Genomic DNA, 20,129 nt, shown 5'->3' with positions numbered 1-20,129 from the left:
CGGTCTACACGACTGTAGACGAATCCTGGAGGAAGCGCCGCCATGTCCGACGTACCGTCCGCCCGCCGGCCCGCCGGGGAGCTGGAGTCCGAGGTGCTGGCCGCCCTCTGGTCGGCCCGGCAGCCGATGACGCCGCAGGACGTCCAGACGGCGCTCGGCCGGCACCTCGCCCGCACCACCATCGCGACGATCCTGGCCCGGCTGCACGACAAGGGGACGGTCGAGCGCACCCGGGCCGGCCGCGCCTACGCCTACACCCCGACCGTCCAGGACACCGCGGGCCTGGCCGCCCGCCGGATGCACACCGAGCTGGGCCGCGAGGCCGACCGCTCCACCGTGCTCGCCCGCTTCGTCTCCGACCTCTCCGCCGAGGACGAGCAGCTGCTGCGCGGACTGCTCGGCGACGGCGGGCCCGGACCGTCGGGGGGACCGGAGGCCGGCACCCCGTGATGCTCGCCGTCTGGGCCCCGCTGCTGCTCCCCTTCCTGGCCGCCCCGCTGGCCCGCCGCCTCGCCGAGTCGCTGGCGCCCCGGGCCGCCGCCTGGCTGCTGGCCGGCACCGCCGTCGTCCTGGCCGGGGGCACCCTGTGCTCGCTCGGCCTGCTCGCCACCGCCGGACTGCTCCACCTGCCCCCGGTCGCCGCCCTCGGCCACCTCTCGCTGCCCTGGCTGACCTCCGCGGCGCCGGACGCCCCACTCGCCGCCGCCGTGGCGGGCCTCGCGCTCACCGCGCTCACCGCGCTGGCGGTGCGCACCGCCCGCCGCTGCCGACAGGACCTGCGGACCGCCCGGGCCGCCCTGCCGACGCTGACCGCAGCCGACCAGCATCCGGACATGCGCCCCTGGCGCGCCTCCGTACGCCGGGCGCGCGCCGCAGGATGGTTGCGGCCCGGCGAGAACCCGCTCACCGCCCTGCTGTCGCCGCCCCAGGACCACCCGCTCACCGTGCTGGACGACGAGCGCGCCGACGCCTTCGCCCTGCCCGGCCGGCTGCGCCGCCCCGGCCGACCGGGCGAGCCCGGCCGGATCGTGGTCACCTCCGGCATGCTGCGCGCCCTCAGCGGGCCCGAACGCTCCGCCCTGCTCGCCCATGAGCGCGCCCACCTGGCCGCCCGCCACCACGTCTTCCTCGCCCTCGCCGAGCACGCCGCCGCCCTCCACCCGGCCCTCCGCCCACTGCGCGCGCCGCTCGGGTACCACCTGGAGCGCTGGGCCGACGAGGTGGCAGCGGCCCGGGTCGGCGACCGCGCCGTGACCGCCCGCGCGGTCGGCCGGGCCGCCCTCGCCGCGAGCCGTTCGCCCTGGCCGGCCCGCCCCCGACTGGTCGCCGCCGCCCACTCCGGCCCGGTCCCGCGCCGGGTCGCCGCGCTGCTCCAGCCCCGCCCCGCCGCCACCCCGGGCACACGGCTGCGGGCCGTCGCCCTGGCCCTGGCCGCCTGCCTGGCGCTGACCACCGGCGCCACCCTGGAGGCCACCGCCGACCTGCACCACACCGTCGAAGCCGCCCAGCACGAACCGGGCGGGGGACGCTGAGTCACCCCGGGGGTTCCGTACCGGCCGGTATGCCGACTTGGCAGACCCCGTCCCCACCGGCCCACCGCACCCGTACGCTTTCGTCAGCGCGTCGACCCCGGCGCGTCCTCGAACGGCGGCGAGGAGCAACGCGAGTGCGGCAGACCGGACGGCAGTCCCGACGACCAGAGCGCCGCACCTCGCCGACCGCGGCGGAGCTGGCCAAGGTCCACGAACGCACCCTCGCCGACGCCGCCGCCCGCGAACTCGCCCTCCCCGAGACCGGCGGGTCCGGTTCGTCCGGCGGTGCCGGCGGGCCGGGTCGGATCGAACCCCGCCCTGAGATCGGCGACTCCTGGGCCCGGCTGCGCCGCCTCGGCCTCGACCCCGACGCCGGCGCCGCCACCGTCCTGCTCGGCCCCGCCGAACTGGAGCAGCGCCGCCGGACCAGCGGGCTGGACACCGTCATGCCAGTGCTGCGCGAGACCCTGCTCGGTCCGGCCGACCCGGCCCCGCTGATCCTGGCGATCGCCGACGCCGAGGGCCATGTGCTCTGGCAGGACGGCGAGCGCGGGCTGCGCCGCAGCGCCGACCGGATCGGCTTCGTCACCGGCGCCCGCTGGATCGAGGAGAGCGTCGGCACCAACGGCATCGCCGTCGCGCTGCGCGCCCAGCGCCCGATGCACGTCCACTCCGCCGAGCACTACCTGCGCAGCCACCACACCTGGACCTGCGTGGCCGCACCCGTGCACGACCCGGCCACCGGACGGCTGGTCGGCGCGATCAACCTCAGCGGACCGGCCCACAACGTCCGCCCGTTCCTGCTCCAGCTCACCACCACCGCCGCCCGGCTCGCCGAGACCGAGCTGCGCGCCCACCGACTGGAGGCGCTGCACCAGCTGCGCACCCTGGCCGCCCCGCTGCTCGCCCGGGTCGGCGGCCCGGCCCTGGTGGTGGACGCGGCCGGCTGGACCGCCGCCGCGGCCGGACTGCCGCCGCCCACCCGGCTGCGCGTGCCCAGCGAGGGCTGGACCGCGGCGGCCGTGCACTGGGTGCCCGGCCTGGGCGAGTGCGTGCTGGAACCGCTCGCGGACGGCTGGCTGGTGCGCCCGGTCCGCTCGCCCGAGGCGGACGGCTCCGGCACGGTGAGCGCCGAACAGGCCGAGGGCGCCCGGCTCCGGCTCGACCTGCGCCGCCCGGACCGCCCCGAGCTGTACGTACGGGGCGCGGCCGACAGCTGGTCGCACCCGCTCAGCCCGCGCCACGCCGAACTGCTGCTCCTACTGGCCACCTCGCGCGAGGGCAGCTCCGCGGCACAGCTCGCCGAGGCGCTGTTCGGCGACGCGGGGCGGACGGTGACGGTCCGGGCCGAGCTCTCCCGGCTACGCCGCTACCTGGGCGGGCTGCTGGCCCACCGACCGTACCGCTTCGCCGACTCGGTGCTGGTCACCGTGGACGGGCCGGAGGACCCGTACGACCTGCTGCCCGCCTCCACCGCCCCGGCGGTCCGGCGGCTGCGGGCTGGGCTCGCGGCGGGCACGGTACGGCTGCCGGGCGCCGCTGCGCCCGTACCGGACCCGCGCCCCGCGAGGGACGGGACGGCCGGTGGTCAGCCGCCCGCGAGCAGCGCGGCCAGCTGGTCGTCGGTCGGGCCGCAGTCGCGCTCCTCCTCGACGGAGACCAGCGCGTAGGTGCGCTCCAGCCAGGCCTGGACCCGGGGCTTGGAGGCCTCCAGCAGGGCGCTGCCGTGCGGGGATTCGAGCGCCACGTGCAAGGTCGAGCCGTGGCAGGGGCAGTAGGCCGGCCACAGCTTGACGTCGCCCTGGCCGCTCAGCGAGCGCAGGCCGTCGCGCAGCAGATCGCGGGAGAACACCCAGTCCGCCTCGTCCGGCCGCCCCAGATGGAAGGTCAGCAACACCTCGTACGGGCGCAAGGCGTCGAAGCGGAACCGGGTGCGCACCTCGCCGACCACTTCCTCGCCCAGCGAGATCCGCAGCATCAGCACCTCCTCCACCGCCGCCGGAGCGGCGGTGGAGCCGCCCCCATCGCCGCCCGTGGGGGTGGCGGCGAGGGGAGCACTGGAGGCTGCGGACAGCGGGTCGGGCGGCATGACGGTCTCTCCGGGAACGGCGCGGGATGCCATCAGACTGCGTCACCCGCGGCCGGGCGGGCAAGGGTTGCAAGGGGGTTGCAATAACCCCCGTCCGGACCGGACGCCCCTTACCTCGACGGCCAGACGGACCGTCAACTTCCGCCTGTCGAAGGGATGTCCGGAGAATGGATGGATTTTGTCCGCGCTGCGGCCGCCCACTGGTACGCTCTCCCCCTCCCGGCGCGGGCCCGCGGCGGAACCGGTGCGAATCGGCCGGATCCGGGCCCGGCGGCAGCGCGTGGGAGAATACTGCCGACGCGACGGCGACTTCGGAGAGGGAGGGGTCCGGTGGCTGCGCGCGAGGACACCGCGCGGGACGTGCGGGACGTGCGGCACGAGCCCGAACGGCACGGTCGGCACGGTCGGCCGCGCCCCTTCGGCGGCCGGTTCCGGCTGCCCACCCTGCGCTTCTCCGGCGCCGCGATGGCGATGTCCACCGTCGTCGGCATCAGCATCGCCACCACCCTCCTGCTCAACGAGCAGCAGGGCATCGGCCGTCGGGCCGGCGTCGCCCGGGTCGGCACCACCCCGCCGCCCACCCCGAGCACCACCGACCAGGCCGAGGCGGCCGCCGAACACACCCCGGCCGCTCCCCCACCCTCCGGCCGCCCGCACGGCTCCAGGCCCACCGGGCACCCCTCCACGCACCCGTCCGCCCCGGCGAACGCCGCCACCCCGCCGCCGGCCGGGCTCCCGGCGGGCACGTCGGCACCGGTCACGCCGTCGACCGGCGGGCAGGCCTCGGCCGGACAGGAGCCCGGCTCCTCCGCCAACGCCCCCGCCGCGGTCCCGCAGGCGGGCGCCGCGGCCGGCCCCTCGCCCTCGGCCCAACCCCTCACGCCCTCGGGCGTTCAGCCCGACACCGACGCGTCCAACACCGGGCAGCCGGGCGTAACCCAGTCACCGCACCCGCCCGGGCTCCGGCCGGTCGCCCCGACCCAACCCGCACCAGCCCAACCCGCACCGGCCCAGCCGGCCTCGCCGCCCGCCGCCGCGATCCCGGGCGACAACGGCGCCGCCGGGGAGACCACGGGGGACGCCGATGCCGCCCCCGGCGCCACCGGCGCCACCGACCCGACCGAGTCCACCGGCTCCGCCAACTCCTCCGATGCGACTGGCGCGACCGAGCCCACCGACGCGGAGGCCGACCAGTCCCTGACCGGCACCGGTCACGCCACCCCGCTCGGGCGTGACGGCCTCCGGCACGCGCTCGACCTCACCGTGGCCGAGCCGGTCACCGCGCTGCAGGCCGAATTCCGGCTCGCCCCGGGCGAGTTGGCTCCCGGCAGCGGCGCTGCCTGGACTAACCTGCCGGGCGCCGTGGTGACCGTCCAGCAGGAGCGCGGCACCCTGGTCTACCGCTTCACCACCCCGCCCGGGACGGACGTCAAGCCCGGCCGCTACAGCTTCGTCGTGCGCGGCACCCGCCCGGCCGAACCGGTCGGCGCGGTGCGCAAGTCGGCCCCGCTGGAAAGCTGGAACGCCGCCGCCTTCGGCATCGACCACCCCCGGGCGGTCGCCGCGCTCGGCGGTTTCGGCCCGCTGCTGCCGCTGCCCGTCCAGCCGTTGGCGCACGCGCCCCGCTGACCCGGCGCTTCGCCGACCCGCTGACCCTCCCTCGGCTGATCCTAATCTCCGACGATCGGACAGCTCAGCGCTCCCGCCGGGCGCAACCCCGCAGCCTCGTTCGTTACTGTGAGCAGCACCCGGCCCGGCGCCCTAGCGGCCCCGGCCCAGGCCGTCGTTCCGCACCCGAGGAGGAGTCCTTGTCCACCGTCCTGACCCAAGGCGGCAACGCACCCCTGACCGCCGCGCGGGTGACCGTCGAGGTCACCGCGCCCAAGGCGCTGGACGTCTCCGGCCTGCTGCTGACCGACGCCGGCAAGGTCCGCTCGGACGCCGACTTCGTCTTCTTCAACGCCCCGCACGGCCCGGGCGTCAGCCTCCGCCCCGCCGCCGCCGGAGCGCCGGACGCGATCACCGTCGACACCGCGGCCGTCCCGGCCGACATCAGCAAGGTCGTGGTCACCGCCAGCCCGGCCGACCAGTCCTCCACCTTCGCCGGGATCGAACCCACCGCCACCGTCCGGGACGCCGACACCGGTGCCGTCCTGGTCACCTTCACCCCGCCCCGGCTGGGCCTGGAGACCGCGCTCATCGTGGTCGAGGTCTACCGGCGCAACGGGTCCTGGAAGGTGCGTGCGGTCGGCCAGGGCTACGCCGACGGCCTGGCGGGCATCGCCACCGACTTCGGCGTCAGCGTCGACGACTCCCCCGCCCCGACGCCCCAGCCCCCGGCCCCGGCGCCGGCCCCGGCCCCGGCCGCAGCCGCGGCCTCGCCGAGCGCGCCGACCGTCCAGATCACCTCCCCGGCCGCCCCGCCGCTGCCGCCCGTCCCGCCCGCGCCGCCGGCTCCACCCGTGAGCCCCGTTCCTCCGGTCGACCCGCGGATCGCCCTCGCCACCCCGCCGGTCCCCCCGACCCCGCCCGCGCCGCCCGCCGCCCCGCCGGCCCCGGCCGACCGCCCCAAGGTCACCCTGGACAAGGGCCGGGTCAGCCTGGTCAAGGGCAGCTCCGTCTCCCTGGTGAAGAACGGTCGCCCGTTCCTCTCCTCGGTCCGGATGGCGCTCGGCTGGGAGTCCGCCGCCCGCGGCCGCGACATCGACCTGGACGCCTCCTGCCTGGCCTTCGACGCCCGGCACAAGCGGCTGGAGACGGCCTGGTTCATGAAGCTGAACATCTTCAACGGCGCGATCACCCACTCCGGCGACAACCTGGTCGGCGGTGACGGCGGCGACGACGAGGCGATCACCGTCCACCTGGAGGGCCTCCCGGCCGAGGCCCACGCGCTGGTCTTCGTGGTCAACTCCTTCTCCGGCCAGAAGTTCACCGAGGTGCGCAACGCCTACTGCCGTCTGGTGGACGTCCGGAGCGAGGAGGAACTGGTCCGCTTCGACCTCACCCACTCCGAGCCGTACACCGGCGTGGTGATGTGCAAGCTGGTCCGCCGCCCCTCCGGCGAGTGGGAGATGACGGCGCTCGGCGAGTTCGTCGACGGCAAGACCGCCCGGGCGATGATCGAGCCCTCCGCCGCACTGCTCTAGCCCGCAACGTCACGGGTACGCCCGCGAATTCACCCTCCTGAGGCCTCAAGTCATCCACCAGCCGACTCGATCTCCCCTTAGGGGGGTGAACCGCACTCTCCCCTGCACTCGTTGAGGAGAGACCGTGCCACGCCCCCTGTCCCGCCTCGCCGTTGCCGGCACCGCCGCCGCACTCGCCGTCGGCCTGATCACCCCCACCACCGCCCAGGCCGCCACCAGGCCCGCCACCCGCGCCGGTGCGCTGCAGTGGGCCGCCCTCGGCGACTCCTACACCGCGGGCATGATCGAGGCCACCGGCGAGCTGACCGAGCCCCGCGACGGCTGCGCCCGCACCCCCGGGTCCTACCCCGAGCTCATCCGCCGCGACCTCGGCTCCCTGGTCAGCCTGCGCAACGTCAGCTGCAGCGGCGCCACCAGCAAGAACGTGTACGCGACCGCGCAGAGCCCGATCGGCCGCCCGCTCCCGCCGCTCGGCACCGACCCCGACGCTCCCTACCCGCCCATCCCCCCGCAGATCGACGCGGTCGGCCCGGCCACCGACCTGATCACCGTCGGCACGGGCGGCAACGACCTCGACTTCGGCGAGATCCTCAAGAGCTGCATCGAACTCGGCGCCACCACCTTCGGCCGGGGCACGCCGTGCAAGGACAAGTACGACGCCGAGCTGTCCGACCGGTTCAACCGCCTGCGCGCCGACTACGGCCGGATGCTCACCGCGTTGCACGCCAAGGCCCCGTTCGCCAAGGTCCTCACCGTCGGCTACCCGCACCTGATGCCCGAGGACACCAACCTCTGCCGGTACGGCGACCTGCTGCAGTTCTCCACCTTCACCACCGGCGACCTCGCCTGGGCCCGCGACGCCGTCCTCCGGCCGCTCAACGCGGTCATCGCCCAGGACGCCGCCGCCCACGGCGACACCTTCGTCGACCTCTACCCCGCCACCGCCGGCCACAGCGTCTGCGACGCCGACCACTGGCTGGACGGCGTGCTGACCAGCGTCCTCCCCCTCAAGTACGCCCTGGTCCACCCCAACGCCAAGGGACAGGCCAACGCCGCCGCCCTGGTCGAGGACGCCGTCCTCGGCGGCTGACCGACGAGCGCCGTGCGGAAAACCACTGGCCGGACCATCCCTTTCCCGATCATCCTGTCCGAATGCTCATTCGCGAAGCCACCCCCGAGGACTGGCCGGCCATCTGGCCCTTCTTCCACGCCATCGTCGCCGCCGGCGAGACCTTCCCCTACCCCCTGGACATGTCCTCGGAGTTGGGCCGGGAATGGTGGATGCACTCCGCCCCCGACCACACCGTGGTCGCGGTGGACGAGGACGGACGCGTCGTCGGTACCGCCACCATGAACCGCAACCGCCCCGGCAACGGCTCGCACGTGGCCAGCGCCAGCTACATGGTCGACCCGGCCCACCACGGTCGGGGCATCGGCCGGGCCCTGGTCGAGTACTCCCTCGACTGGGCCCGCCGGGCCGGCTACCGCGCCATGCAGTTCAACGCGGTGGTCGCCAACAACCACCACGCCGTGAAGCTCTACCGGTCCCTCGGCTTCGAGATCGTCGGCACCGTCCCCGAGGCCTTCCGCCACCCGGTCGACGGCTACGTCGGGCTGCACGTCATGTACCGCCCGCTGTAAGGGACTTACTCCTCGATCGCCCCGCCGACCGTGCGCAGGTGCTTCCGGAAGCTGTACGCCGGACGGGCTGCGCGGAGCGCCAGGTACTCCTCGAACCTGGTCTGCTCGCGCAGCGTGTCACCCGAGCGGATCCGCTCGGCCTGCGCACGCTCGGTACCGGCGATCCCGGCGGCCGTCTCCAGCACCGCCCCCACCCGGTCGGCCGGCACGAACAGCACGCCGTCCGCATCCGCGAACACGACGTCGTCGGCGCCCACCAGGTGCGGCCCCACCCGCGCCGACACCAGCGCCTCCCGTTCCCGCTCGTCCAGCCGCATCGGACCCAGCGGCAGCGCCCCGTAGCTGAACACCGGCAGCCCGATCTCCAACAGCTCCCGGGTGTCCCGGTGCAGCCCCCACACCACGATCCCGGCCACCCCGGCGGCCCGCGCCTCCAGCACGGCGAGATCCCCGATGCAGGCCTCGTCCGTCCGCCCGCCGTTGTCGATCACCAGCACGTCCCCGTCCCGCGCCGCCCCGTACGCCTCCAGGAACACGTCCACGCTCCCGTAGTGCCGCACCGGCAGCACCCGCCCCGCCACCCGGGCCCCCGGCACCACCCCACCGACCCCCACCGGCGCCGCCCGCAACCCCGCCCCGACCCGCACGCACGCATCCGCCACCACCGCGGTGGACAGCCCCTCGAACGCCTTCAGCATCACCAACTCCTCTCAGCAGAAGCTAAGTTGACCATCACTGGGATCCTATGCCGGGCCTCGAACTCACACCATCGAGTGGAAGTCCGCCGCGTACTGCACAGCCCGGCCCGGCGGCGAATAGCGTGACGTCCACCTGAAGGAGGGGCATCATGAGTGCTGTGGCGCATGAGCAACCGATCACGGGCTCCCCATCGCAGGCCGACATCCTGCTGGAGAGCTTCCTGAGCCTGCACTCCCCCGAAGGCTTCCGGGCCGAGCTCATCGAGGGAGAGATCATCGTGGCACCACCGCCGGACGGCGATCACGAGGACCACATCAGTCACCTGATCAAGCAGGTGATCCGGCGATCCAAAACCGACATGAGCGTGTCCGGCGGCAAGGGCCTCCGCCTGGTGAGCGGCGGTCTCTGCCCAAAGAACCACGTCATCCCGGACGCCACGTTCGCCCCCGAGGAGCTCCGCCTCTTCCGAGGTGCTCCGTCCTGGATGGAGCCGGACGGCGTCGCCATGGTGGCGGAAGTGACCTCCGCCAAGCCCGACCAGGACCGCGTCACCAAGCGGCACTGCTACGCCCGGGCCGGGATCCCGCTCTACCTCCTCATCGACCGGGAGAAGTCACAGGTCAGCCTCTTCGGCAAGCCGCACCACGAGGAGTACACCGAGGTTCACCTCGCCGCCTTCGGCGAACCGCTCGCCCTCCCTGCCCCGTTCGACTTCGACCTCGACACGAAGCCCTTCCTCTAGGAAGCACGAAACGGCTCGTACCCCCTCCCACACAGGGAGTACGAGCCGTTCCAGCATGCGGAGCGCGCTAGTTGCGGGTGGCCATGGCGCGCAGGAAGAAGGTGAGGTTGGCCGGGCGCTCGGCGAGGCGGCGCATGAAGTAGCCGTACCACTCCTGGCCGTACGGGAGGTACACGCGCATGGTGTTGCCCTCGCCGGCGAGGCGCAGCTGCTCCTCGGGGCGGATGCCGAACAGCATCTGGTACTCGAAGGAGTCCCGGGTGCGGTTGTTCCACTCGGCCAGCTGACCGGCGATCTTGATCATGTTGGGGTCGTGCGAGGCGATCATCGGGTAGCCCTCGCCCGCCATCAGGATCTTCAGCGCGCGGACGTACGCGAGGTCGACCTCGTGCTTGCCCTGGAAGGCGACCGACTCGGGCTCCTTGTAGGCGCCCTTGCACAGACGCACGCGCGAACCCGCACCGGAGAACTCGCGGCAGTCGGCCTCGGTGCGGCGCAGGTAGGCCTGGAGGACGATGCCCAGCCAGGGGAAGTCCGCCCGCAGCTCACGCGCGATGGTGAGGGTGGAGTCGGTGGTGGTGTGGTCCTCCATGTCGAGGGTCACCGTGGTGCCGGCGTCGGCGGCGGCCTCGCAGATGCGGCGGGCGTTCTCCAGCGCGATCTTCTCGCCGTCCACCGGCAGGAACTGGCCGACGGCCGACAGCTTGACCGACACCTCGGCGCCGGCCGCGAGGCCGGTCTCCTTGAGGGCCTTGAGCAGGTGCTCGTAGGCCTCGGCGGTGCCGGCGGCCTGGGCGGCGTCCTGGGTGTCCTCACCGAGGTGGTCAAGGGTGACCTTGCGGCCGGTGGCGACCAGGTCGTCGCAGGCGGTGACGGCGTCGTCGAGGGCCTCGCCCGCGACGAAACGCTCGACTATCGCGTGGGTCGGGGGGAACTTCTCGACCACGGTGCGGACCTGCGGGGACCGGGAGGCCGCGAGAAGGGCGGAACGGAGCATCGTGACTCCTGGAGCTGGTGTTTCCAAGGGTGGCAGAAAGGGCCGGGGCGGCGGTACGGGGGTGAGCCGCCGCCCCGGCGGGCGACGCCCGGCTGCGGGACCGGGCATCGCGGGTGACCGATGGCCTCTACAGCGGACCGGTCGGCATCAAGGCCGGTCAGCCCATGTGCGGGTAGCGGTAGTCGGTCGGCGGGACGAAGGTCTCCTTGACCGAGCGGGTCGAGGTCCAGCGCGCCAGGTTCTGCTTGGCGCCGGCCTTGTCGTTGGTGCCGGAGGCCCGGCCGCCGCCGAACGGCTGCTGGCCGACGACGGCGCCGGTCGGCTTGTCGTTGATGTAGAAGTTGCCGGCCGCGAAGCGCAGCTTGTGCATCGCGTCCTGGGCCGCCGCGCGGTCCTGGGAGATGATCGAGCCGGTCAGGCCGTACGCCGACACCGACTCCATCTGCGCCAGCATCTCGTCGTACTTCTCGTCCTCGTAGACGTACACGGCGAGGATCGGGCCGAAGTACTCGTCGCGGAAGTACTCCGAGGCCGGGTCCTGGCACACGAGCACGGTCGGGCGGACGAAGTAGCCGACCGAGTCGTCGTAGCTGCCGCCGGCGAGGACCTCCACCTGCGGGTCGGCCTGGGCGCGGTCGATGGCGGCCTTGTTCTTGGCGAAGGCGCGCTCGTCGATGACCGCTGACATGAAGTTGGACAGGTCGGAGACGTCACCCATGGTGAGGCCGTCGACCTCGGCGGCGAACTCGTCCTTCAGGCCCGCCCACAGCGAGGCCGGAACGTAGGCCCGCGACAGCGCCGAGCACTTCTGGCCCTGGAACTCGAAGGCGCCGCGGGTCATCGCGGTCTTCAGGACCTTCGGGTCGGCGGACGGGTGGGCGACCAGGAAGTCCTTGCCGCCGGTCTCGCCGACGATCCGCGGGTAGGTGCGGTAGCCGGCGATGTTCTCGCCCACGGAACGCCACAGGTGCTGGAAGGTGGCGGTGGAGCCGGTGAAGTGGATGCCGGCCAGCGCCGGGTGCTTGAGCGCCACGGCGGAGACGTCCAGGCCGTCACCGGTCACCATGTTGATGACGCCCTTGGGCAGGCCGGCCTCCTCCAGCAGCTGCATCAGCAGGTGCGCGGAGAACTGCTGGGTCGGGGACGGCTTCCACAGCACCACGTTGCCCATCAGCGCGGGCGCGGTCGGCAGGTTGCCGGCGATCGCGGTGAAGTTGAACGGGGTGATCGCGTAGACGAAGCCCTCCAACGGGCGGTGGTCGCTGCGGTTCCACACGCCGTCCGAGGAGATCGGCTGCTCGGCCATGATCTGGCGGGCGAAGTGCACGTTGAAGCGCAGGAAGTCGACCAGCTCGCAGGGCGTGTCGATCTCGGCCTGCTGGGCGGTCTTGGACTGGCCGAGCATGGTGGCGGCGGCCAGGGTCTCGCGCCAGGGGCCGGCCAGCAGGTCGGCGGCCTTGAGGAAGATCGCGGCGCGGGAGTCGAAGGAGAGCGCCTGCCAGGCCGGGGCCGCGGCCAGGGCAGCGTCGATGGCGTCCTGCGCGTCGGCCTGGGTGGCGTTGCGCAGGGTGCCGAGCCTCGCCGCGTGGTTGTGCGGCTGGACGACGTGGATCTCGGTGCCGCCGCCCATCCGGCGCTCACCGTTGATCGTCATGGTCAGCTGGACCGGCTCCTGGCCGCCCAGCTCCTTCAGCTTGGCCTCCAGACGGGCCCGTTCCGGGCTGCCGGGGGCGTAGCTGTGGACCGGCTCGTTCACCGGCGCGGGGACCTGGGTCACAGCGTCCATGAAGCGCACGCTCTCCTTCGTTCAGTGCGGGGGATTGCCGGCGCGGGTCGCACGCCGGCCACAGCACGAACGCTATTCCTGCCCGCCCGGCCACATGATTGGCCGGGCGGCTAAATTCCCCCGTACGGCGTTGTCCGGGCCGACGAAAGCGGTCACGCGACGGTCACAACCGGCCCCACGGGCCCCACGGCCTCGCGGTCACGACCGCCCGTCAGGCGGCCCGCCCGTGACGGCCCGTCCCCGGGACCGGGGTCACCCGCCGGTCCCAGTCGATCCGGTAGCCGTGGACGGGCCGGAGCATCTTCTCCGGGCTCATGAAGGTCCGCATCGCGATCGGCGCGACCAGCTTGAACACCATCCGCCCGACCGCCCCGGAGGTCTTCTGGCTGTTGGTGCGGGCCGCGTCGGCGGCGATCTTCTCGACCCGGGGCCTGCGCATCGCCTCGTACGCGGCGAAGGCGGCGGTGTGGTCGGGCAGGTCGCGCAGGCAGCGGGCGAGTTCGACGGCGCTCTCGACGGCCAGTGAGACGCCCTGCCCGGAGCTGTTGGACGGCGCGTGCACCGAGTCGCCGACCAGCACCATCCGGCCGCGGTACCAGCGCGGGACGGACGGCATGATCTCCAGCCGGGGGAAGGTCTCCATGGTCTCCACGTCCGCCATCCGCAGGACCTCGCGGGCGGGCAGGTCCTCGGCGTGCAGCTCCCGGCAGCGGCGCAGCCACTCCGCCATGCCGACGGCGCGGACCTTCTCCGGGGTCAGCGGCTCGGGTTGCGGGATGTTGCTGAACCAGGCGGTCCCGCTGCCGTCGGCCAGGCCCCAGTAGCCGAAGAAGGCGCGGGCGCCGTTGGCGAAGTGCACCGACTCGCCGCGGCCGGCCCGGCCGGGCAGCCGGTAGGAGCTGTAGCCGCCGATGCCGAGCAGGCCGGTGTACTGGGCGGCGGGCGCGGCCGGGTCGATCAGGGTGCGGACGGTGGAGCCGGTGCCGTCGGCGCCGATCAGCAGGTCGCCGGTGGCGCTGCTGCCGTCGGCGAACCGGGCGGTGATGCCGTCGGCGCCCTCCTCGGCGCCGACCAGCCGCTTGCCGTAGTGGATCGCGATGCCGGTCTCGCCGAGCCGCCGCTGCAGCACCTCGTACAGTTCGGCACGCCGCATCAACCGTCCGCGCGGCAGGTCGGCGAGGCCGGTGAACTCGGCCAGCACGCCGCCCTTGCCGTCCTCGATTACCATCGGGCCGACGGGCTGCCCGATCCGGTCGACGTCCGCCTCCAGCCCGATGAGGGCCAGCGCGCCGAGCCCGTTGGGTGCGATCATGAAGGTTCCGCCGATGCCCTCGGCGGAGGTCCGGTAAGCCTCGAAGACCTCCGCCTCGATGCCGGCCTTGCGCAGCGCCAGCGCCATCACCGGGCCGGCGATGCCGCCGCCGACGATCAGGGCCTTCTTGGTTGTGCGGGTGGTACCGGTGTTGCTGGTCGTGCTCATTCCAGGCTCCTCATGAATTCCTGCAGGGTCCGGTTGAAGTCCGGCTCCCCGAGCTGTCCGATGAGGCTCTCGGTGAAGCGCCGCTCGGCCTGCAGCAGCGCGAGGGCGTACTCCTCCTCGACGACGAACATCGGGTGGACGTCCGTCTCGACGGCCTTGCGCAGCATGGCGCGCGAGGCGTCGATCCGGGCGTCCAGTGCCTCCAGCCGCCGGCCGAGCAGGTCGGCCGACTCCGCGGTCGGGAGCACCACGAGCAGGCACAGCGCCACGCCGAAGGCCGGGTACTCCTCCTGCGGTTCGGCGATCCACTCGCGCATCCAGTCCATGAGCTCCGTCTGGCCCTCGGGCGTGAGGGCGTAGACGGTGCGCTCCGGCCGCTGGGTGTCGCGGACGGTCTCCTGCTCGGCGACGAACCCGGCCTTCCGCAGCTGCTCCACGACCATGTACAGCGAGCTGCGGTTGTACTTGATGTTTCGGTCCTTGCCGTGCTCCTTGAGCCGGCGCCCCATCTCGTACGGGTGCATCGGCTCGGCTCCGAGCTCGGCCAGGACCGCGAGGGCCAACGGGTTCGACACCTTGCGTCGCTTCGCCATGAGAACGTTCCTCATCACTTGGTCAGTACCGACTATCCAGCGTTGAATAGTCAGAGTCAACTATTTAGGATTGACGAACCACAACTCTGTCCGCCCGGCTAAAATCAACCACACGGCGTTGTCCGAGCGGATGAAGGAGGGCCCGGCGTGACCACCCCCGGTCTCCCGCTCCGCCAGCTGCTGATGTCCCTGGGCGAGCCGCTGGTAGAACTCCAGGCCGCCCCGCAGGGGTTGGACGTCCCGGTCCGCGACGTCGCGATCCTCGACCCGGAGGACCCGCCCACCGCCGCCCCCGGCGAACTCGTCCTCGCCATCGGCGCCCGCGGCCGCGCCGCCCTCCCCGCCCTGCGCGCCGCCGGCCGGGCCGGCGCCGCCGCCGTCGCGGTCAAGCTGGACGGCCCCGGCCAGGCCGACGCCCTGCGCGAGGCCGCCACCGACGCGGGCGTCGCCCTGCTGTCGGTGCGCCGGGAGACCCGCTGGGAGCACCTGGACTCGCTCGCCCGCGCGATCATCGCCGGCCCGGACGCCCCGGACGCGCCCGGCGCCCCCGAGCCCAACGCGGGCGACCTCTTCTCCCTCGCCCAGACCGTCGCCGTGCTCACCAACGGCATCGTCTCGATCGAGGACACCTCCAGCCGGGTGCTCGCCTACTCCCGCTCCTCCGACTCCGACGAGGTCGACGACCTGCGCCGGCTGTCCATCCTCGGCTGGCAGGGCCCGGAGCCGTACCTCTCCAAGCTCCGCGAGTGGGGCATCTTCCAGCACCTGCGCACCTCGGACACCCCGATCGCGGTCGAGCCGCACCCCGAGCTCGGCCTGCGCCGCCGCCTCGCGGTCGGCATCCGGGCCGGGGCGCAGCCGCTCGGCACCATCTGGGTACAGGAGGGCGCCCAGCCCCTGGCCCCGCTGGCCGAACAGGCCCTGGTCGGCGCCGCCCGGGTGGCCGCCGCCCAACTGGTGCGCCGTCGCCGCGAGTTGTCCGCCGACGTCCGGCTCACCCAGACCCTGCTGACCGGGCTGCTGGAGGGCTCCACCGGCCCCCAGTCACTGGCCACCCACCTGGGCCTGGACGTGCGCCGCCCGGCCACCGTACTGGCGTACGGCGCCCACGCCGCCGAGGCGCTGCACCGCTCCGACGTCACCGGCCTGATCTCGGTGCACACCGCCGCCCGGCACCGCACCGCGCTGCTCGCCCCGATCGAGACCCGGGTCTACGTGCTGCTGCCCGAGCTCCCGCCCGGCCTGCCGATGGCCACCGTGCGCGGCTGGGCGGCCGAGGTGGTCACGGCGGCCCGGGAGCACCTCGGGGTGCCGCTGCGCGCGGCGATCGGTTCCACCGTCGACGGCCTGGCCCAGGTGCCCGACTCCCGCGCCCAGGCGGACCGGATCCTGGACGCGATGGGCCGCGGCGGGGTGGACCTCGACGTCGCGGCGCTGATCGACGTCCAGGCCGAGGTGCTGGTCAGCGAGATGCTGGCGCTGCTCCAGGACCGCACCGGCCTGCGCGACCCGCGGCTGACCGCGCTCACCGAGTACGACCGCCGGCACGGCACCCGGCTCGCCGAGTCGGTGCTCGCCTGGCTGGACGCGCTCGGCGAGGTCCGGGTCGCCGCCGACGCCCTGCACATCCACCCCAACACCCTGCGCTACCGGGTCCGCCGCGCCGAGCAGTTGACCGGCATCGACCTCGCCCAGCCTCAGCAGCGGCTGCTGGCGATGCTGCAACTGCGGCTGCCCGCGGACGAGTAGTCCACGGGCAGCACCCCGTTCAGAACTGACGGCTGGTCACTCACCGACGTCTGCCGAACGGCGACGCACCCATGAGCAGCGCCCTCCCGGGACCGAGTCATCCACGCCCCGCCCGCCACTGCTCCCAGGCCGCCAGCCACAGCTGCTCGGCCAGCCGGTGCTCCTCCCAGACCGCGGCCCCACCGCCGCCCGGCCGATCCCGCCACAGCTGCTCCCAGGCCCGCTGCGCCGGCAGGCTGGCCACCTCGCTGGCGAACACCGTGTACCGGACGACCTCCTCCACGGCCGCCTCCCCCGCCGACGTGCCGATCAGCCAATGCGTCTGCTGGGCAAGCCGGTTGAGATGGTTCACCATCGAGGTCACCGCCGCCGCGGCCTCTTCCCGGGTCTCGGTGGCGAGCCGCATCTGCTGGCGCACCGCCGTCTCCCAGCGCACCGCGCAGGCGTCCCCGCGCAGCGCCCGCGGCAGCCTCGGTGTGCGCCCGACCCGGACCTGCGCCTCGATCGCGGCGGTCTCCGCGATGCTCTGCGCGATCAGCTCCCGGTGCGCCTCCAGCCCTGTCACGGGCGGCAGTTCGCGTTCCTCGACCGGTACGTACCGGGCCCGCCGGGAGGCGAGGTCGCGCAGCAGGTCGGTGCGCCCGCTCAGATAGCGCTCGAAGTCCCCTATCCCGCCGAGCTCCACACCGCCGGGGGCGACCCCGCGCCCGCACACGGTCACGGTCAGCCCGCCGACCCGAAGCCGCCCGGCCCAGACCGGCCCGGCCGGATCCACTCCGCCCGGCGCCACCGGCCGGTCCTCGTGCACCTCCACCGCGCAGGGCTCGCCGTCCACGGTGATCCACTCGCGCAGCGCTCGTACCCGGCCCGGCCCGTCGCCCTCGTCGATGCCCAACTGCTCGTAGACGCGGTCCCGTTCGTCCTCGACCACGTCCTCCAACTCGGGCAGCAGCTCGGCGTGCTCGGCCCCCGGCCGGTAGGTGCGCACGGTCACGTACGGTCCGGCCGCGGACGTCCAGTCGCCGCACTGCACCTCGACCCAGCACAGCTCGCCACCGCAGGTCTCGAAGGCGGCCAGCGCCTCGCTGCGGCGGGCCGGCCCGGCGGTCACGCCGTACACCGGGAAGTCGAGCGCGGCCAGGGTCCGGCGGGAGAACTCCTCCTGGTCGGCGAAACGATCCTGCCCGCCCAGCCGGGTCGGGCCTGGCCCTCCGTCATTACGCTCCTGGGGCCTTCCGCCGCTCTCCCGCACCATCCTGTGCCGCACCCCCGAGTCCTCGCGCCCGCACCGCTGACGCCACCTTACGTGCCCGGAGCTGCCGGGTCATCAGCTCGGCTGCCGTCCGCGGGCGGTGGCCGTGTCAGGCGGCCCGGTTGTCAGCCGCCATCCCTACGCTGGCCGCATGACCGTACAGAGCACGCCGGAGCAGCACGGCTTCCCCGCCCGGATCAGCATCGTCACCCTCGGGGTCTCCGACCTCGACCGCAGCGCCCGCTTCTACGAGAGCCTCGGCTGGAAGCGCTCCGCCGCCTCCAGTCCGGAGATCGTCTGGTTCCGCACCGCCGACTCGGTGCTCGGCCTCTTCCCCACCGAGGAGCTGGCCGCCGACGCGGGTGTCCCCGCGACCGGCGAGCCCTCCTTCCGCGGCGTCACCCTCGCGGTGAACCTGGAGTCCCCCGCGCTGGTGGACGCCGCGCTGCGGACGGCGGTCGAGGCCGGCGCCGTGGTGGTCAAGCCGCCGGTCCCGACCGGCTGGGGCGGCTACTCCGGCTACTTCGAGGACCCGGACGGGCACCTGTGGGAACTGGCCCACAACCCGTTCTTCCCCTTCACCGAGGACGGCTCGCTGGACCTGCCGTGACTCACTGAACCTGCCGTGACTAGTTCCTGGACCGCGCCTTGAAGGCCGCCTTGCGCGCCTCCTTGGCCAGCGCCCGGTCCGGGTGCAGCTCGCCGATCGCCTCCAGGACGTCCGCCGTGTACGGGTGGTCGACCCGCCACAGCTCGCCGAACCACTCCGCCGGATCGCCGTTCACCGGCAGGTCGGTAACCAGCTCGCGCATCAGCTCGGCGTCGCCGCCGTTGTCCAGCAGCTGGGCGGCGAAGGCGTCGACCACCGTCCACAGCGCCATCGCCCGGTCCGGCACCGGCACGTCCGCCGCGCCCTGCGCGGACAGCCAGGCCCTGGCCGCACCGCCCAGCTCCGGGTCGTCCAGCACCTCCCGGACGGCGGGCTCGGCGTCCGCCCCCAGCAGGTTGAGCGCCGAGAAGCACAGCATCCGGCGCAGCGGGCCGTACCCGTCGTCGCCGCGCGCCGCCGCCAGCAGCTCGCGCGCCGCCGGCACCGGCTCCCGGCCGGCCACCCAGACCCGCAGCTCCTCCTCCGGCAGCACGTTGGCCGACTCGCACACCCCGCGCAGCAGCTCGGCGGCGTCCCCCTGGGCCAGCTCGCCGACCAGCGGCGCGTCGTAGCCGTCCTCCAGCAGCCACTGCCGGATGCCGTACTGGCCGAGCGGAGTGAGCCGGACCAGCCCGAAGCGGGCCGACTCCTCCTCGTCCAGCGGCGCCTCACCGACGACGGCGGGCTCCTCACCCTCCTCCTCGTCGAACAGCTCCGGGTCGATCGGACGGTAGTCCAGCAGGCCCAGCTCGGCAAGGTCCCCCAGCATCGGATCCAGGGCCACCATCACGTCGGTGATGTCGCCGAGCAGTTCCTCGCTCGGCTCCTCGCCCTCCGGTACCACCAGCAGCGCGGCCAGCACGCCCAGCGGCACCGTCTCGTTGCCCGGCTCGGCGAAGGCGGTGGTCTCGTACAGCACCTGCAGCGCCTCGTCGAGCAGCTCGGCGGCCTCCTCCCGGGCCTGCTCGACCTCGTTCAGGCCGTCCTCGTCCTCCTCCGCCGTGACTTCCGCAGCCTCGCCCTCCTCCTCCGGCAGCGAGTCCGCCTCCACCGCCAGCTCCCGGACGATCCCGGCGGCGGTCAGCCACAGCTCCAGGACGGTCTCCGGGTCCCCCTGCTCGACGGGCTCCAGATCCGGCCCCGGCACCGCGACGTGCTCCCCGGCCGCGGTCGTCCCCAGCTCCACCAGGTCCAGGTCGCAGGCCAGCGACCAGGCCCGCAGCGCCTCGACCTCGGCCTCCTCGGGCACCTCGCCCTCGGCCGGGGCCAGCCCCAGCAGCCGCGCCGCGGACGCCTGGTCCTCCTCGACCAGGTCGCCGAGCTCGTCCACCACCCGGTGCGGAGCCGCCCAGCGGGCCAGCGCCAGCGCGTAGCCGAACATCGGCACGGCCTTCGCCTGCTGGGCCAGCTCCTGTTCGCCCGGCAGCTTCACCGGCGGCACCAGGACGGCGGCGTCGTCCAGGTCCTCGTCGTCCAGACCGTGCGCGGCGAACGCCCCGTAGAGGTCCTGCAGCTCCATGTCGGCCGGCAGGACGGCCTCGGCCGCACCCTCTCCCGCAGACGCTCCCGCGTTCTTCCGACGTCGTCCGGCCATCGTTGTGCGCTCTCCCTCAGCCAGCGGTCAGCCCAAACAGCTCCGCGTACCCGTCTACCACCTCAGCGTATAGGTCGGGCACCGCCGATGCCCGGCCTCAAGGGGCGCGCACAGGGGCGCGCGCCGCCAGTTTGCGCCTACCCTTTATCCTTCGAACTGGTACCCACGCACACCCCGCGC

The 20,129-nt window shown here is 73.8% G+C and carries 18 protein-coding genes; 10 read left to right on the top strand and 8 right to left on the bottom strand.

The window, feature by feature from the left end:
* The first annotated feature begins 42 nt into the window (after window positions 1-42).
* The 3 genes from ACWC9T_RS23325 (at window position 43) to ACWC9T_RS23315 (ending at window position 3,202) form a co-directional block, all read left to right on the top strand.
* Window positions 43-450: a BlaI/MecI/CopY family transcriptional regulator gene (locus ACWC9T_RS23325; RefSeq protein ID WP_449822971.1), complete on the top strand. Its 408-nt coding sequence runs from the start codon at window positions 43-45 to the stop codon at window positions 448-450.
* The gene (locus ACWC9T_RS23320; protein WP_449823003.1) at window positions 450-1,532 is read left to right on the top strand and encodes a M56 family metallopeptidase; all 1,083 of its coding nucleotides are present in this window, start codon (window positions 450-452) and stop codon (window positions 1,530-1,532) included. The genes ACWC9T_RS23325 and ACWC9T_RS23320 overlap by 1 nt, the downstream gene beginning before the upstream one ends.
* A 134-nt stretch (window positions 1,533-1,666) precedes the next feature.
* The gene (locus tag ACWC9T_RS23315; protein WP_449822970.1) at window positions 1,667-3,202 is read left to right on the top strand and encodes a GAF domain-containing protein; all 1,536 of its coding nucleotides are present in this window, start codon (window positions 1,667-1,669) and stop codon (window positions 3,200-3,202) included.
* Here the strand turns inward: ACWC9T_RS23315 and ACWC9T_RS23310 are convergent.
* Window positions 3,121-3,621: an SsgA family sporulation/cell division regulator gene (locus ACWC9T_RS23310; protein ID WP_449822969.1), complete on the bottom strand. Its 501-nt coding sequence runs from the start codon at window positions 3,619-3,621 to the stop codon at window positions 3,121-3,123. The two genes, ACWC9T_RS23315 and ACWC9T_RS23310, sit on opposite strands and share 82 nt — an antisense overlap.
* Window positions 3,622-3,951: 330 nt before the next feature.
* On the opposite strand from ACWC9T_RS23310, the gene ACWC9T_RS23305 reads away from it, so the two are divergent.
* From ACWC9T_RS23305 to ACWC9T_RS23290, 4 genes are all read left to right on the top strand, one after another.
* Window positions 3,952-5,250 carry a hypothetical protein gene (locus tag ACWC9T_RS23305; RefSeq protein ID WP_449822968.1) on the top strand — a complete coding sequence of 433 codons (1,299 nt, stop codon included), beginning with the start codon at window positions 3,952-3,954 and terminating at the stop codon, window positions 5,248-5,250.
* Window positions 5,251-5,441: 191 nt separating this feature from the next.
* Window positions 5,442-6,767, top strand: coding sequence for a TerD family protein (locus ACWC9T_RS23300; RefSeq protein ID WP_449823002.1), 1,326 nt, complete (start codon window positions 5,442-5,444; stop codon window positions 6,765-6,767).
* Window positions 6,768-6,891: 124 nt separating this feature from the next.
* Entirely contained in the window at window positions 6,892-7,857 is a 966-nt protein-coding gene (locus ACWC9T_RS23295; RefSeq protein ID WP_449822967.1) for an SGNH/GDSL hydrolase family protein, read from the top strand.
* 62 nt (window positions 7,858-7,919) lie between these two features.
* Window positions 7,920-8,408 (top strand): N-acetyltransferase family protein, encoded by a 489-nt coding sequence (locus ACWC9T_RS23290; protein ID WP_449822966.1) that lies wholly within the window; start codon window positions 7,920-7,922, stop codon window positions 8,406-8,408.
* Between the two features lie 5 nt (window positions 8,409-8,413).
* Here the strand turns inward: ACWC9T_RS23290 and ACWC9T_RS23285 are convergent, their stop codons facing one another.
* Entirely contained in the window at window positions 8,414-9,106 is a 693-nt protein-coding gene (locus ACWC9T_RS23285; RefSeq protein ID WP_449822965.1) for an RraA family protein, read from the bottom strand.
* Between the two features lie 149 nt (window positions 9,107-9,255).
* Here ACWC9T_RS23285 and ACWC9T_RS23280 point away from each other — a divergent pair, with 149 nt between their 5' ends.
* Window positions 9,256-9,849: a Uma2 family endonuclease gene (locus ACWC9T_RS23280; RefSeq protein ID WP_449822964.1), complete on the top strand. Its 594-nt coding sequence runs from the start codon at window positions 9,256-9,258 to the stop codon at window positions 9,847-9,849.
* Between the two features lie 67 nt (window positions 9,850-9,916).
* On the opposite strand, the gene ACWC9T_RS23275 is transcribed toward ACWC9T_RS23280, so the two are convergent.
* The 4 genes from ACWC9T_RS23275 to ACWC9T_RS23260 form a co-directional block, all read right to left on the bottom strand.
* Window positions 9,917-10,846 carry a proline dehydrogenase family protein gene (locus ACWC9T_RS23275; RefSeq protein ID WP_449822963.1) on the bottom strand — a complete coding sequence of 310 codons (930 nt, stop codon included), beginning with the start codon at window positions 10,844-10,846 and terminating at the stop codon, window positions 9,917-9,919.
* 157 nt (window positions 10,847-11,003) lie between these two features.
* Window positions 11,004-12,632 (bottom strand): L-glutamate gamma-semialdehyde dehydrogenase, encoded by a 1,629-nt coding sequence (gene pruA, locus ACWC9T_RS23270; RefSeq protein WP_449822962.1) that lies wholly within the window; start codon window positions 12,630-12,632, stop codon window positions 11,004-11,006.
* A 211-nt stretch (window positions 12,633-12,843) separates the two neighbouring features.
* Window positions 12,844-14,112 carry an FAD-dependent oxidoreductase gene (locus ACWC9T_RS23265; RefSeq protein WP_449822961.1) on the bottom strand — a complete coding sequence of 423 codons (1,269 nt, stop codon included), beginning with the start codon at window positions 14,110-14,112 and terminating at the stop codon, window positions 12,844-12,846.
* The gene (locus ACWC9T_RS23260; RefSeq protein WP_449822960.1) at window positions 14,109-14,705 is read right to left on the bottom strand and encodes a PadR family transcriptional regulator; all 597 of its coding nucleotides are present in this window, start codon (window positions 14,703-14,705) and stop codon (window positions 14,109-14,111) included. Before ACWC9T_RS23260 ends, ACWC9T_RS23265 begins: the two co-directional genes overlap by 4 nt.
* A 147-nt stretch (window positions 14,706-14,852) precedes the next feature.
* Between ACWC9T_RS23260 and ACWC9T_RS23255 the strand changes: the two genes are divergently transcribed.
* Complete coding sequence (locus ACWC9T_RS23255) at window positions 14,853-16,454, top strand: PucR family transcriptional regulator (RefSeq protein ID WP_449822959.1); 1,602 nt, start codon at window positions 14,853-14,855, stop codon at window positions 16,452-16,454.
* A gap of 97 nt (window positions 16,455-16,551) precedes the next feature.
* Here ACWC9T_RS23255 and ACWC9T_RS23250 read toward each other — a convergent pair whose 3' ends face one another.
* Entirely contained in the window at window positions 16,552-17,721 is a 1,170-nt protein-coding gene (locus ACWC9T_RS23250) for a hypothetical protein (protein ID WP_449822958.1), read from the bottom strand.
* Window positions 17,722-17,857: 136 nt separating this feature from the next.
* Between ACWC9T_RS23250 and ACWC9T_RS23245 the strand changes: the two genes are divergently transcribed.
* Window positions 17,858-18,316 carry a VOC family protein gene (locus tag ACWC9T_RS23245; protein WP_449822957.1) on the top strand — a complete coding sequence of 153 codons (459 nt, stop codon included), beginning with the start codon at window positions 17,858-17,860 and terminating at the stop codon, window positions 18,314-18,316.
* A gap of 19 nt (window positions 18,317-18,335) precedes the next feature.
* On the opposite strand, the gene ACWC9T_RS23240 is transcribed toward ACWC9T_RS23245, so the two are convergent.
* Entirely contained in the window at window positions 18,336-19,949 is a 1,614-nt protein-coding gene (locus ACWC9T_RS23240) for a hypothetical protein (protein ID WP_449822956.1), read from the bottom strand.
* Window positions 19,950-20,129 lie beyond the last annotated feature (180 nt).

This window comes from Kitasatospora sp. NPDC001159, assembly GCF_053598235.1.
The sequence above is the reverse complement of the archived record's forward strand: the minus strand, read 5'-3'. Positions and strand labels throughout refer to the sequence as shown.

What these genes read in the sequence shown, in the direction of transcription:
- ACWC9T_RS23325 (WP_449822971.1), top strand. Translation starts at nt 43, where the DNA reads ATGTCCGACGTACCGTCCGCCCGCCGGCCCGCCGGGGAGCTGGAGTCC.
- ACWC9T_RS23320 (WP_449823003.1), top strand. Translation starts at nt 450, where the DNA reads ATGCTCGCCGTCTGGGCCCCGCTGCTGCTCCCCTTCCTGGCCGCCCCG.
- ACWC9T_RS23310 (WP_449822969.1), bottom strand. Translation starts at nt 3,621, where the DNA reads ATGCCGCCCGACCCGCTGTCCGCAGCCTCCAGTGCTCCCCTCGCCGCC.
- ACWC9T_RS23290 (WP_449822966.1), top strand. Translation starts at nt 7,920, where the DNA reads ATGCTCATTCGCGAAGCCACCCCCGAGGACTGGCCGGCCATCTGGCCC.
- ACWC9T_RS23285 (WP_449822965.1), bottom strand. Translation starts at nt 9,106, where the DNA reads ATGCTGAAGGCGTTCGAGGGGCTGTCCACCGCGGTGGTGGCGGATGCG.
- ACWC9T_RS23280 (WP_449822964.1), top strand. Translation starts at nt 9,256, where the DNA reads ATGAGTGCTGTGGCGCATGAGCAACCGATCACGGGCTCCCCATCGCAG.
- ACWC9T_RS23275 (WP_449822963.1), bottom strand. Translation starts at nt 10,846, where the DNA reads ATGCTCCGTTCCGCCCTTCTCGCGGCCTCCCGGTCCCCGCAGGTCCGC.
- pruA (WP_449822962.1), bottom strand. Translation starts at nt 12,632, where the DNA reads ATGGACGCTGTGACCCAGGTCCCCGCGCCGGTGAACGAGCCGGTCCAC.
- ACWC9T_RS23265 (WP_449822961.1), bottom strand. Translation starts at nt 14,112, where the DNA reads ATGAGCACGACCAGCAACACCGGTACCACCCGCACAACCAAGAAGGCC.
- ACWC9T_RS23260 (WP_449822960.1), bottom strand. Translation starts at nt 14,705, where the DNA reads ATGGCGAAGCGACGCAAGGTGTCGAACCCGTTGGCCCTCGCGGTCCTG.
- ACWC9T_RS23245 (WP_449822957.1), top strand. Translation starts at nt 17,858, where the DNA reads ATGACCGTACAGAGCACGCCGGAGCAGCACGGCTTCCCCGCCCGGATC.
- ACWC9T_RS23240 (WP_449822956.1), bottom strand. Translation starts at nt 19,949, where the DNA reads ATGGCCGGACGACGTCGGAAGAACGCGGGAGCGTCTGCGGGAGAGGGT.